Source organism: Acidovorax sp. LjRoot118, from assembly GCF_964253575.1.
GTDB lineage: Bacteria > Pseudomonadota > Gammaproteobacteria > Burkholderiales > Burkholderiaceae_C > Acidovorax.
In genome coordinates this window covers 4,327,258-4,340,368 of the sequence record NZ_CAXURB020000001.1, presented here as the reverse complement: position 1 = coordinate 4,340,368, position 13,111 = coordinate 4,327,258, and the positions used below count along the sequence as shown (strand labels likewise).

The 13,111-nt window shown below is 68.1% G+C and carries 11 protein-coding genes; 5 read left to right on the top strand and 6 right to left on the bottom strand.

The annotated features are described in order from the left end of the window. Positions 1–132: 132 nt before the first annotated feature. Both ACSQ9E_RS20540 and mdlC read right to left on the bottom strand, forming a co-directional pair. Positions 133–1,143 (bottom strand): Bug family tripartite tricarboxylate transporter substrate binding protein, encoded by a 1,011-nt coding sequence (locus ACSQ9E_RS20540; protein WP_436219025.1) that lies wholly within the window; start codon positions 1,141–1,143, stop codon positions 133–135. Between the two features lie 80 nt (positions 1,144–1,223). After that, positions 1,224–2,861, bottom strand: coding sequence for a benzoylformate decarboxylase (gene mdlC / locus ACSQ9E_RS20535; RefSeq protein ID WP_436219024.1), 1,638 nt, complete (start codon positions 2,859–2,861; stop codon positions 1,224–1,226). Between the two features lie 89 nt (positions 2,862–2,950). Here mdlC and ACSQ9E_RS20530 point away from each other — a divergent pair, with 89 nt between their 5' ends. Beyond that, entirely contained in the window at positions 2,951–3,850 is a 900-nt protein-coding gene (locus ACSQ9E_RS20530) for a LysR family transcriptional regulator (protein ID WP_436219023.1), read from the top strand. A gap of 47 nt (positions 3,851–3,897) precedes the next feature. Beyond that, positions 3,898–4,782 carry a methylglyoxal synthase gene (locus tag ACSQ9E_RS20525; protein ID WP_436219022.1) on the top strand — a complete coding sequence of 295 codons (885 nt, stop codon included), beginning with the start codon at positions 3,898–3,900 and terminating at the stop codon, positions 4,780–4,782. Between the two features lie 7 nt (positions 4,783–4,789). Here the strand turns inward: ACSQ9E_RS20525 and ACSQ9E_RS20520 are convergent, their stop codons facing one another. Then, a complete protein-coding gene (locus ACSQ9E_RS20520; RefSeq protein ID WP_436219021.1) occupies positions 4,790–5,494 on the bottom strand; it encodes an HAD-IA family hydrolase in 705 nt (234 codons plus the stop codon). A 105-nt stretch (positions 5,495–5,599) separates the two neighbouring features. On the opposite strand from ACSQ9E_RS20520, the gene ACSQ9E_RS20515 reads away from it, so the two are divergent. The 3 genes from ACSQ9E_RS20515 (at position 5,600) to ACSQ9E_RS20505 (ending at position 8,926) form a co-directional block, all read left to right on the top strand. Beyond that, positions 5,600–6,475 carry a LysR substrate-binding domain-containing protein gene (locus ACSQ9E_RS20515; protein WP_436219020.1) on the top strand — a complete coding sequence of 292 codons (876 nt, stop codon included), beginning with the start codon at positions 5,600–5,602 and terminating at the stop codon, positions 6,473–6,475. 53 nt (positions 6,476–6,528) lie between these two features. After that, a complete protein-coding gene (locus ACSQ9E_RS20510; RefSeq protein WP_436219019.1) occupies positions 6,529–7,683 on the top strand; it encodes a PA0069 family radical SAM protein in 1,155 nt (384 codons plus the stop codon). Positions 7,684–8,557: 874 nt separating this feature from the next. Continuing rightward, positions 8,558–8,926 (top strand): cupin domain-containing protein, encoded by a 369-nt coding sequence (locus ACSQ9E_RS20505; protein WP_436219018.1) that lies wholly within the window; start codon positions 8,558–8,560, stop codon positions 8,924–8,926. A gap of 51 nt (positions 8,927–8,977) precedes the next feature. On the opposite strand, the gene ACSQ9E_RS20500 is transcribed toward ACSQ9E_RS20505, so the two are convergent. From ACSQ9E_RS20500 to ACSQ9E_RS20490, 3 genes are all read right to left on the bottom strand, one after another. Beyond that, positions 8,978–10,777 (bottom strand): phosphoethanolamine transferase, encoded by a 1,800-nt coding sequence (locus ACSQ9E_RS20500; protein ID WP_436219017.1) that lies wholly within the window; start codon positions 10,775–10,777, stop codon positions 8,978–8,980. Between the two features lie 96 nt (positions 10,778–10,873). Next, a complete protein-coding gene (fghA, locus tag ACSQ9E_RS20495) occupies positions 10,874–11,752 on the bottom strand; it encodes an S-formylglutathione hydrolase (RefSeq protein WP_436219016.1) in 879 nt (292 codons plus the stop codon). Positions 11,753–11,890: 138 nt separating this feature from the next. Next, positions 11,891–13,006, bottom strand: a complete 1,116-nt coding sequence (locus ACSQ9E_RS20490; protein WP_436220243.1) for an S-(hydroxymethyl)glutathione dehydrogenase/class III alcohol dehydrogenase — start codon at positions 13,004–13,006, stop codon at positions 11,891–11,893. Between the last annotated feature and the right edge of the window lie 105 nt (positions 13,007–13,111).

The window sequence follows — 13,111 nt, the reverse complement described above, 5'->3', positions numbered from 1 at the left end:
GCAGGGTGTGGTTGCAAAGGGCGGGACTATAGGCCGGCAGGCCCGGTTTGCCGACAATCTCGCACTGCACCGTGCGGGCATTGGCCGGGGCGGTGCGTGGCCGCGCCACCACCGCACCACCACCGCGCAAGATCAGTCTCCGGTGATGTTGCGCGCCTTGATCAGGGCACCGAAGCGCTTGCTGTCGCTCATGGCCCGGTCGTGGAACTCCTTGGGCGCCATGGGCGCGGGTTCGCCGCCCAGTGCGGCGATGCGCTCCTGCACGGGGGCCGTGGCCAGGATCTTATTGATCTCGCGGTTCAGCCGGGTCACCACCTCGGCGGGCGTGCCCGCAGGCGCATAGAAGCCGAACAGGGTGTCGGCGTCGAAGCCCTTCAACCCCACCTCGTCCAGCGTGGGCACATCGGGGAACAGTGGCGAGCGCTTGGCGCTGCCCACGGCCAGCAGGCGCAGCTTGTTGGCCTTCACGTGCTGCAGGCCGATGCCGGGGTCGAACATGAAATCCACCTGCCCGCCCAGCAGGTCCTGCATGGCAGGCGCCGCGCCGCGGTACGGCACGTGCACCGCGAACACGTTGGCCTGGGACTTGAGCATCTCGGCCGCCAGGTGGGGCGAACTGCCGTTGCCCGGCGTGCCGAAGCTCACCTTGCCCGGGTTGGCCTTGAGGTAGGCCAGAAACTCCTGGATGGTGTTCACTGGCAGCGTGGGCCGCACCTCCAGGAACACCAGCACGCGCGCTGCGGCGGCCACGGGCACCAAGTCCTTGACCGGGTCGAACGGCATCTTGGGGTAGATGTGGGGGTTCACCGAGACCATGCCGCCCGAGCTCATGAGCAGTGTGTAGCCGTCGGCCGGCGACTTGGCCACGGCCTCGCCGCCGATGTTGCCGCCCGCGCCGCCCCGGTTTTCCACCACCACGGGCTGGCCCAGCGCCGCCTGCAGCGGCACCGTCACGGCGCGCGCGATCTGGTCGGCCGCACCGCCCGCCGGGAAGTTCACCACCACCTTGATGGGCTTGGCGGGATAGGCCTGGGCCCGTGCGCCCGCGGGCAGCAGGGCGGCGCCTGCAAGCGCCGCCAGGGCGAGGGCGCCAGCCAGGCGTCGGCGAAGGAAGGGATGCTGGGATGCGTTCTGGTGCGTCATGGTCATGTCTCCTGAAACGGGGGTGCCCGGTCGTCCGGGTCTGTAGGGTTGGCTTGCAGCGATAACGGAAGGGGGCTTGTTCAGGCCACATCCACCTCCACCAGCATGGCCCGGGGGTGCGCCAGCGCATCGCGCAGCACCTGGTGCAGCTGCGCTGCGTCGCTCACCTGCACGGCATCGCAGCCCTGGCCGCGTGCCAGCGCCAGAAAGTCGAGATCCGGCAGCTCCGTGCCTTCGAGCTTGTCGTCCGGCCCAAAGCCGAAGGTCGGCGCAAACTCCTGCAGCGCCGCATAGCGCCGATTCTTCAGGATGATGAAGGTGATGGGCAGGCGCAGCTGCGCCGCGCTCCACAGTGCCTGGATGGAGTACATCGCCGAGCCATCGCCCAGCAGGCCGATGACCTTGCTGCCCGGCTTGGCCAGCGCCACGCCCACGGCGGCCGGCATGGCATAGCCCAGCCCACCGCTGCACATGGTGTAGAAGGTTTCGCTGTGCAGGATGGGCAGGTAGGCATGCATGGCAGCGCGCGAGCTGGGCGCCTCTTCCACCACGATGGAATGCGCGTCGCGCACCTCGGCCAGCGTCTGCATCACGTACTGCACGCTCATCAGCTCCGAGGGTTCGGCACGCGGGCGCGCTGCCCGCAGCGGTGGCGCGGTGCGCGAGGACAGTGTGGGTGGAGCAGGGCGTGCCAGCAGGTCCTGCACGCCCAGGCGCACGCCGCCCACGGCCGAGGTGCCCTCGGGCGTCCAGGCCGCCGTGCCGGGGTCTTCGATCAGCTGCACCAACTGCGCACCAGGCGGCACATGCGGGCCGTGGCCCTCCACGTGGTAGGTGAAGGCGGCGGCACCGAGTGCAAACACCAGGTCGTGCCCTCCCAGCAGCGCCACGATCTTCTCGCGCATGGCCGGCAGCACGCCGGCAAACAGCCGGTGGTCCTGCGGAAAGCCGCAGCGCCCCGACATCGGCGCGATCCACACCGCAGCGTTGTGCCGCTCGGCCAGCGCCAGCACATCGTCCCATGCGCCATCGCGGTCCACCGCCGCGCCGACCACGAAGACCGGGCGCTGCGCTGCATCGAGCGCGTCGCCGATGGCGCCCAGGACGCGCGGCTCGGGCCGCGTCTCGGTGCTCACGGTGCGCGCCGCCAGCGGCTCGCAGGGCTTGTCCCAATCGTCCGCGGGGATGGACACCAGCACCGGCCCGCGCGGCTGCTGCATGGCGATGTAGTAGGCGCGGGCAATGGCCAGCGGCACGTCCTCGGCGCGCGCGGGCTCGATGCTCCACTTCACATAGGGCTTGGGCAGCTCCGTGGCCTGGCCCGAGAACAGAAACGGGTCGAACGGCAGTATGGAGCGCGCCTGCTGCCCGGCCGTGATCACCATGGGCGTGCGGTTCTTGTGCGCCGTGAAGATATTGCCCATGGCATGGCCCACGCCCGCCGCCGAGTGCAGGTTCACGAAGGCCGCGTTGTGCGTGGCCTGGGCATAGCCGTCGGCCATGCCCACCACCACCGCCTCCTGCAGGCCCAGGATGTAGCGAAAGTCCTTTGGGAAGTCGAGGAACAGCGGCAGCTCGGTCGAGCCCGGGTTGCCGAAGATGGTGTCGATCTGAAAGCCGCGCAGCAGGTCGAGCACCACCTCGCGCACGGTAGGGCGCAGGTCGGTGGTGGCGGCAGTGGCGGTGCCGACAGGGCGGGAGTCAAGGGCCTGGAGCATGGGCGTGGGAATGCAGGTGGAAAGGTCTGATCTTCGGCCCCCGCCACACATCCATCAATACAATGAAGTGACTAAGCAGTATTAGCCCAATGCATATCAAGGACATCGACCTCAACCTGCTGCGCCTGTTCGATGCGGTCTACCGCACGCGCAGCGTGAGCCGCGCGGCCGAGCTCATGGATCTGACCCAGCCCGCAGCCAGCCAGGCCCTCACGCGGCTGCGCCTGCTGATCAAGGACCCGCTCTTCGTGCGCGCCGGCGGCGGCGTGCAGCCCACCCCCAAGGCCGACCGCCTGGCCGACGCCGTGCGCAGCGCCCTGGGCACGCTGGAGCAGGCGCTCAACGAATCCGCGCTGTTCGACCCGCTGCAGTCACGCAAGGTGTTCCGCATCCACATGAGCGACATCGGCGAGGGCCGCTTTTTGCCCGACCTCATGCTTGCCCTGCGCCAGCAGGCCCCCGGCGTGCGGCTCGAAACCCTGCCCGTGCCGGGCGAGCAAATCGCGCCCCTGCTCGACAGCGGCCGCATCGACTTCGCCTTCGGCTTTTTGCCCGCCGTGAAGGACACGCAGCGCGTGCAGTTGCTGGGTGACCGCTACATCGTGCTGCTGCGCGAAGGCCACCCCTTTGCCAAACGCCGGCGCAGCGGCGCGGCCCTGCTCGACGACCTGCGCCAGCTCGAATTCGTGGCCGTGCGCTCGCACTCAGACACGCTGCGCATCCTGGCCCTGCTGCAGCTCGAAGACCGCCTGCGCCTGACCACCGAACACTTCATGGTGCTGCCCTCCATCGTGCGCGGCACGGATCTCGCCGTGGTCATGCCGCGCAACATCGCCCGCGGCTTTGCGGCAGCGGGCGGCTACACCGTCATCGAGCCCGCGCTGCCGCTGCGCGACTTCACCGTGGCGCTGCACTGGAGCAAGCGCTTCGAGGCCGACCCGGGCAACCAGTGGCTGCGCGCGGTGATCGAGGGGCTGTTCAAGGAGTAGTGCCCACAAGGCGGGCGTTAGACTGGCATGCGAATTCGGAGTACATGGTGACGACAACACTTCCCCCACGAACCTTCGGCCTGGCCGCACACCGCCTGCACCGCTCGACCGCCGACGGCGGCCTGGCCCAATGGGCCGCAACGTCGCGGCCGGCCCTGGCCGAACTCCAGCTCGGCATCGCCGCCGTCGGCGGCTGCGCCGACGCCATCGAACAGCATGCCCTGGCAGATCACTTTCCACACCTCATCCGCTTGCCCTACGGGCGCGAGGGCGGGGTCATGCGCGTGGTCTCGCGCATTGCGGGCGGCGTGCACGCCGAGCAGGAACTGGCCGGCGCCATCTACCTGCTGGACCCGCTCGATCCTTCGTCCCTGTACCCCGAGGCGCAGGCCCTCAAGCGCCAGTGCATCTCGCATGGCAAGCCCTTGCTGCTCACCGTGGCCGCTGCCGTCGAATGGGTGGCGGTGGAGGCCGCGCTGCAGGCCGGTGTCTCGCTGCGCGAGCGCCCGCCGGTGATGGTGCCCTCCATCGACAAGCAATCCGTTGCACTGATCGCCCACGACGCCTTGAAGTCCGCCATGGTGGACTTCGCCTTTCGCCATTTCGATCTGCTCTCGCAGACGCAGGAGCGCTTTGCCACCGGCACCACGGGCGGCAGGCTCAACGAGATGGCCTGGTCCCGCGGCTGGCCGCGCGACCTGCCGTGGGTGCAGCCCCTGCGCAGCGGCCCGCTGGGCGGCGATGCGCAGATCGCCGAGCTGGTGCTGGACCAGCGCTGCGACAAGGTGCTCTTCTTCGAAGATGTGCATGTGGCGCGCCAGCACGAGGCAGACATCCAGCTGCTCGAGCGTGCCGTATGCACCAAGAGCTTCGAGGCTGCCTGCTACCACACGCCCGCCATGGCCGACGCCTGGGCAAGGGCCTGGGCGTAGATAAACGCTACCAGCCCAGCGTCGCAAAAAGGTCCCCCACCCCGCGCAGATCGCCCACGGTGGCATCGGGCTGGTAGTCGGGCAGCAGGCGCCGCCCGGAGCCCCGGTCCACCCAGATGCAGCGAAAGCCGATCTCGCGCGCTGCCGCGTGGTCCAGGTGCGGGCTCGCGCAGATGTGCACCACCTCGGCCGGCTGCACGCCCAGTTGCGCATGGGCATGATCGAACAGCCGGCGGTCGGGCTTGTAGGCGCTGGCCTGCTGGGCGGTGATCACCCGGTCGATCAGCCCGCCGAGTTGCGCCACGTTGCCGGCAATGATGTCGTCGTCGGTGTTGGACACGATGGCCAGGCGGTGCCCGGCCGCCTTGAGCGTGCGCAGCACGCCCACCACCTCGGGAAACGGCGGCATGGCCCCGATGCGCCCGGCGAGCAGCCCGGCATCGCCAGGCGATTCGGGCAGCCCCAGCTCCGCCAGGGTGCGCTGCAGCCCTTCACCCGACACCTCGCGAAAACTGCGGTGCGGCGGCGTCTGCTCCAGCGCGTGCTCGTGCCGGTCGTAGACCGCGATGAGTTCTTCCGGCGGGGTGCCCGCTGCGCCCTTGCGCGCCAGCAGCTCGCGCACGGCCTCTTGCAGGCCTTCATCCCACTGGATGAGGGTACCGTAGCAGTCGAAGGTCAGCCACAAAGGGCGGGGGGTGTTTTTCAAAGGCATGGTTCAGTCCGCATCGTTTCAAGGAGGTGCGTAGCATGCGCAAGGCTGGTGATATTGAGAAATTAAATGTTCAAATAGAACCCAGTTGAATCTCGGATATGAACCATGTTGGACCTGGAACTCCTGAAAACCCTGGTGTGCGTCGTTGAAGAGGGCAGCTTCACCCGCGGCGCCGAGCGCGTGCACCGCACGCAGTCCACCGTCAGCCAGCAGATCTTCAAGCTCGAAGAGCGGGTTGGCCACCCTCTGCTGCAGCGCGACCGCAGCGGCAAGCAGGCCCTGCCCACGCAGCAGGGCGAGTTGCTGGCCCAGTACGCACGGCGCCTGCTGGCCATGGCCCAGGAGGCGGAAGACGCGCTGGCCACCACCGGTAGCCAGCCCGCATTGCGCCTGGGCGTGCCGGAGGATTTCGACGCGCGCCGCATGGCCGCCATCCTGGCGGGCTTCAGCGCCGAACACCCCGCGCTGCGCCTGGAAACTGTGAGTGGCATGAGCACCGACCTGCAGCGCAGGCTGGGCGCCGGGGAGATCGATCTGGCGCTGATGAAGCGCGAGCCCGGCAGTGGCGACTGCATTGCCGCCTGGCCCGAATCCCTGGTGTGGGCTGCGGGTGCCGGCTTTGCGCCAGATGCAGGCCCCGTGCCCCTGGTGCTGTTCCCCGCAGGCTGCATCTACCGGCTGCGCGCCGTGAGAACGCTGGACAAGGCCGGCCGCCCATGGCGCCAGGCTTTCGGCAGCCAGAGCCTCACGGGTATCCAGGCCGCCGTGGCCGCAGGCCTGGGCATCAGCGTGCTGCCCCGCACCGCCCTGCTCAAGGAGCACCGCGTCCTGGGCCGCGCGGCAGGCTTCGAGGCCCTGCCACCCAGCGAACTGGCCCTGGTGGCCGGCGGGCAGCCCCTGGGCCGTGCCCTGCAGCACCTGGCGGACTACCTGGTGGCGCAACTGGGGCCGCGGCGCAGGGCGGCGCGCCAGGCGACCTGACGCAGCACGAAACTTCCCCCATGCATGCCAAATAACTGTATATTTGTACAGTTATGACGCGCTATTCCGTCGACACCTCCGACGTCCCCCCGCCACCCGAAGAGATTCGCATTCCCCTGGCGGCCATCCGCGGCCGGGGCGCGGCCACGGCCCTGGCGCACCGCTTCGTGCGCGACACGCGCGAGGTGGTGGACGATGGCTGGGAGGCGTATGTGGAAGAGGGCGACGAACAACCCGCCCCGCTCGCCACCCGCGTGCACCTCGAGACGGCCAAGAGCGCCATCTGCGCGAACGACTCGCCGGACATTTTCTTCGAGCTCTCGGTCAACCCCTACCGGGGCTGTGAGCATGGCTGCGTGTACTGCTATGCGCGGCCCACGCACAGTTATCTCAACCTGTCGCCGGGGCTTGATTTCGAAACGCAGATCATCGCCAAGCACAACATCGCCGCACTGCTGCGCGATGAGCTGGGCCGGGCCAGCCATGTGCCGCGCCTCATCAACATCGGCTCGGCCACCGACTGCTACCAGCCCGTGGAGCGCGAGCTGAAACTCACGCGCGGCCTGATCGAGGTGATGCGCGACATGCGCCACCCGTTCTCGCTGATCACCAAGTCCGCCGGGGTGGAGCGCGACCTCGACCTGCTCGCCCCGCTGGCCGCGCAGCGCCTGACCGCCGTGTACGTCACCATCACCACCCTCGACGCCGCCTTGGCGCGCCGCATGGAGCCGCGCGCCGCCGCGCCCCACCGCCGCCTGCGCACCATCCGCACACTGGCCGAGGCGGGCATCCCCGTGGGCGTCAGCGTGGCGCCGCAGATCCCCTTCATCACTGAAGACATGGAGCAGGTGCTGCAGGCCGCGCACGAGGCCGGGGCCACCAGCGCTTTCTACACGGTGCTCCGCCTGCCGTGGGAGCTGGACCCCCTGTTTCGCGAGTGGCTGGAGCTGCACTACCCGCAGCGCGCGGCGCGGGTGATGGCACGGGTGCAGGACCTGCATGCCCTGGACCCCGCGCAGCGCGCTGCGGGCAAGGTCTACACCAGCGACTTTGCCACGCGGATGAAGGGGACGGGCTTGTGGGCCGATATGCTGCGACAGCGCTTTGCGGCCACTTGCCGCAAGTTGGGGCTTAACCGGGCGCGGACGGAGTTGGATTTGACGCAGTACCGGGCCGGGTTTGCGAAGAATCAGGGGTGTCTGTTTTGAGCATTTTGTTTTGTTGGTGAAGGGTTTTTGTTGGTGGTTGCTGCATGCCTTGATGAAGGGCGGAGGCCGGGGTGTGCGCCCGGCGGCGCAGTAACTTTCTCTTGCGTCGCCAAGAGAAAGTCACCAAAGAGAAGGCGACCCCCAGTCTGCGTCCCCCGTTCGCCCTGTCGGGCGAACGGGGGCAACCTGCGATGCTCGGACCTGGGGTGGTGCCGCAGAACTCGCTGCGTTCTTCGAACTCCGCTCAAACAGCTGCGGCAAGCCAGATCACGAAGCGTGTGTGTCCTTCGGCACACACGCCCACCCCAGCTCCTGCGCTTCTCGGCGCAGCCAGCAGGGGTGGGGAGCGGGGTCACGGACGGCTGCTGCTTCGCAGCTGCGCCGGGTGTCGGATCGCGCTGCGCGCTGCCGACGGGCGGCGCAGCCGCCATGGCTAGCCGAGCGCAGCGAAGGACCACAGGCCGAGCGGAGCAATGGCCCGTATGGAGCCCCTTCCCACCCCCTTCTGACCGTGCCGAGAAGCGCAGAAGCTGGGGTGGCGCGTGTGCCGAAGGACACACGCGCTTCGTCATCTGGCTCGCCGCAGATGTTTGAGCGGAGTTCGAAGAACGCAGCGAGTTCCGAGGCGCACCCCAGCTTCGAGCATCGCAGGCTGCCCCACTCGCCCACCGGGCGGGTGGGGACACGGGCAGCGGGGTCGTCTTTTCTTGGCCTACCTTCTTTTGACGAACCAAAAGAAGGTAGGTGCGCCGCCGGGCGCACACCCCGGCTCCCGACCTCTGCAAAGGCATGCAGTCACTAACAAAGCAAGGACCACAGCAACCCCGGTCCAGCTCTTGCTTGCAGCTTCCCTTTTCAGAACCCTGCACCCTCCATGAACATCACCATCCTCCCCCAGACCGCCACCCTCCAAGGTCTGGAGAGCCAGGGCCCCGCCGCCCGCCCCCTGACCCAACCCCCCGCCCAGTTCAGCGGCATCGACATAGACCTCGTGGGCGCCGGCGGCAACGCCACCGGCATCTGGGAATCCACCCCCGGCCGCTTCGCACGCCACCTGCCCAATGCCGAAGTCATGCACATCCTGGCCGGGTCGTGCACCTTCACCCCCACCGATGGCTCGCCGCAGGAATTCCACGCGGGCGACACCGTCTTCTTCCCGGCCCACACCACGGGCGAATGGCATGTGCACGAAACCCTGCGCAAGGTCTACGTACTCATGGCGGTGCCAGCGGTTGCAGCCTGACGAGGCACCTGCAAACGGGCGCGCCAGCGTGTTGTCCCGGGGTGAGGGCTGTCAGGATTTGCGTGTGGGGGCTACCACCGCCAGGGGCGGTGTGGCGCCACCAGGCCCATCGGCCCGCGCCTGCGCGGCCCCGGCATCGCGGCAGGGCGTGAACATGTCCTGCTCGGGCTGGTAGGCACCGGTCTGCACGTCCATCAGGCCCAGCACCGAGTGGAAGTAATGGTCGTGCGTGATGCGCCGCTCGCGCAGGTCCTTCTGCAGGCAACCCGTGCTGGCGCCGATGCGCGATTGCATGGCGGGCGAGAGCCAGGTGATCCAGGGCACGTGCTTTTGCACATCGGGCGCAATCGAATAGGGCAGGCCATGCAGGTAAATGTTGTTCTCGCCCAGCGATTCGCCATGGTCGGCTACATACACCATCGCCGTCTGTGCGGAGCTGTTCTGGGTGGACAGCCATTGCAACACGCCATCGAGAAACCGGTCCGTCTCCACCACGCTGTTGTCATAGGCGTTCACCACCTGCTGGCGGTCACACTCCTGCAGCGAGGTCGAGGCGCATTCGGGCAAGAACTTCTTGGCATCGGGCGCAGAGCGTTTGTAGTACGCCGGCCCATGGCTGCCCAGCTGGTGCATCACCACCACCGTGCCGCGCTGGCGCTGCTCGGCCGGCAGGGCGGCGATGCGTGCGTCCAGGTCTTTCAGCATGATGCGGTCCAGGCACTCGCCCTTGTGGGCGCACAGCTCGGGGTCTTTCAGGTTGGCGGTGTTGGTGTCGCCCAGGCGGTCGCACACGCCCTTGCAGCCCGATTGGTTGTCCAGCCACAGCACGGCCAGGCCGGCATGGTGCAGCACGTCGATCAGGCTCTCGAAGTTGGCCGAGCGCCCCTCGTAGCCGCTCTTGCCCAGGTGCGAGAACATGCACGGCACCGATGCCGCCGTACTGGTGCCGCACGACCAGGCATTGCCCGCACTCACCAGCTCCTTGCTGCGCGCCGACAGCAGGGGCGTGGTGTCACGCGCATAGCCGTTGATGCCGAAATTGCCGCTGCGCCCGGTCTCACCCAGCACCAGCACCAGCAGCGGCGGCTTGGCCTGGCCGGCGTAGCTGGCACCCAGGTGGGCATCGCGGCCCACAGGCACCAGCGTGTGGTTGTCCATGCGCAGCGGCCGGGTTGCCACGTTGCCCAGCGCGTACACGCTGTTGAGCGGGTTGATCAGATAGCGCAGCTTGGTGTGATTGCGCATGGTGGACGAAAAGTCCTGAAACACCAGCAGCAGGCTGGCCACGATGACCACGACGGAGCCCGCCAGCAGCAAGCCGTTGTGCCCCGCCTGCTTGATCGGCGACAGCCGCCGCACCGGCGTGCGCGCCAGCCACAGCAGCGGCGGTGCGGCCAGTGCAGCCACCGTGAGCAGCATGCGCAGGCTCAGCAGGTCGCCGGCCTCGTGCACGTCGGTCTGCAGCACGTTGGTGAGCATGCTTGCGTCGATGGCAATGCCGAAGGACAGCATGAAGTACGCGCCAAAGGCCGCCATCACCAGCAGCAGGGCGGCGGCGGGCTTGAGCGTCCAGCGCCAGGCCAGCAGGGCCAGCAGCCCGGCGTTGCCCGCCGTGACGATGGCCCCAAAGGCCAGCGCAAAGCCCCAGCCGCGCAGGCTGCCCTGGCCGGGCAGCGTGGCCACCTCGCGCCACAGCGGCACGTTGCACACGGTGGCCAGCCACAGGCTGATCAACAGCACCACCCAGGCCGGGTGCAGTTCCTCCCGCGGCGGTGCCGTGGGGTCGGGGCTGGTGGCATGCGGGGTGGAAGAGGGCGGAAGGGGCCTCAGCAGCGGCAGGGTCTGGTGCATGGCGGGAGTCTCCCGCCCCAGGCTTAAGTGGCCATTAATGCCGGCTTAGCGTTTGCTTAGCGTCGGCCGGGCTGGCTTGTTGGCGCCAGCCGGACTTCACACCCTGGGTTGGACGCCCAACTGCCCCGCATGGTGCGCCAGGTGGTCCGCCATGAAGCTCTGGATGAAGTAGTACCCGTGGTCATACCCCTCGTGCCGGCGCAGCGCCAGCGGCTGGCCAATGGCCTGGCACGCCGCCTCGAACAGCTCCGGGTGCAGCTGCGTGGGCAAGAACTTGTCGGCCTGCCCCTGGTCGATCAGGATGCCCGCCGGGTAGGGCGCGATGGGGTGGTTCTGCATCAGCACCGTGGCATCGTGCTCGCCCCAGCCCGTGCGGTCCGCACCCAGGTAGCCGGTGAAGGCCTTCTCGCCCCAGGGGCACTGCGTGGGCGCGCATATGGGCGCAAACGCCGACACACTCTTGAACCGCCCCGGGTGGCGCAGCGCCAGTGTCAGCGCACCATGCCCGCCCATCGAGTGGCCGAAGATGCCCAGCCGCTCGCCATCCACAGGCAACTGCGCCAGCACCTGCGGCAGCAGCTCCTTCACCAGGTAGCTCTCCATGCGCCAGTGCCGCGCCCAGGGCTCGGCCGTGGCGTCGAGGTAAAAGCCCGCACCCACGCCAAAGTCCCAACTCTCGGCCTCGCCAGGCACATTGGCGCCGCGCGGGCTGGTGTCGGGCGCAATCAGCGCCAGCCCCAGCTCCGCCGCCAGCCGCTGGGCCCCGGCCTTGACCATGAAGGTCTCTTCGGTGCAGGTCAGCCCCGCCAGGTACAGCAGGGCCGGCACGGGCCCTTGCTGCGCCGCTGGCGGCAGAAAGACCGAGAACTTCATCGGCAGCCCGATCTCGGTGGATGCGTGCTGATAGAAGCGCTGCACGCCGCCAAAGCAGGCGTGCTCGCTGAGCAGTTCGAAAGGTGTGGATGTGTTCGACATGGTTCGGTTTTCGTGATCGACGCTTGTGCCGTGTCCAACGGATTTGGATTCAGCCGGATAACTAGGCGGGGAGCCGCAGACAGTGCTTTTGCACGGCAAGGCTCCCCAACGACGTTAGCCGGTTGAAGGCAAATTCGTTCAGGCGGCGTACTTGACGACGGAGCGGATCGACTTGCCCTCGTGCATCAGGTCAAACGCCTCGTTGATGTCCTTCAGCCCCATGGTGTGCGTCACAAACGGCTCCAGCTGGATCTTGCCGGCCATGGCGTCTTCCACCATGCCGGGCAGCTCGCTGCGGCCCTTCACGCCGCCAAAGGCCGTGCCCATCCACTTGCGGCCCGTGACCAGCTGGAAGGGGCGGGTCGAGATCTCCTGCCCCGCGCCCGCCACGCCGATGATCACCGATTGGCCCCAGCCGCGGTGCGCGCATTCCAGCGCCGCACGCATCACGTTCACGTTGCCGATGCACTCGAAGCTGTGGTCCACGCCCCAGGTCGTCATCTCCACAATCACCTGCTGGATCGGCTTGTCATGGTCCTTGGGGTTCACGCAGTCGGTCGCGCCAAAGGTGCGGGCCAGGTCGAACTTGGAAGGGTTGGTATCCACGGCGATGATGCGCCCGGCCTTGGCCAGCTTGGCGCCCTGGATCACCGCCAGGCCAATGCCGCCCAGGCCGAACACCGCCACCGTGTCGCCCTCCTGCACCTTGGCCGTGTTCTTCACCGCGCCCAGGCCCGTGGTCACTCCGCAGCCCAGCAGGCACACCTGCTCGGGGTTGGCCTGGGGGTTGATCTTGGCCAGCGACACCTCGGCCACCACCGTGTACTCGCTGAAGGTCGAGCAGCCCATGTAGTGGTAGATCGGCTGGCCGTTGTACGAAAAGCGCGTCGTGCCATCGGGCATCACGCCCTTGCCCTGCGTGGCGCGCACCGCCACGCACAGGTTGGTCTTGCCGCTCTTGCAGAACAGGCACTCGCCGCACTCTGCGGTGTACAGCGGGATCACGTGGTCGCCCGGCTTCACGCTGGTCACGCCTTCGCCCACCTCCACCACAATGCCCGCGCCCTCATGGCCCAGCACCACGGGGAACAGGCCTTCGGGGTCATCACCGCTCAGGGTGAAGGCATCCGTGTGGCACACGCCCGTGTCGGTGATGCGGATCAGCACCTCGCCCTTCTTGGGCGGCGCCACGTCGATCTCGACGATCTGCAGGGGTTCTCCGGCCTTGAAGGCCACGGCGGCTTTGGATTTGATGGTCATGGTGTTGGGGAAATGAATTGGTAAAAGGGGAGGGCGAGGGGGGCTCTGCGGCCCGCATCGCGTGCGTTGACTTCGTGACTGTAGGCCATGTGCGGCGCA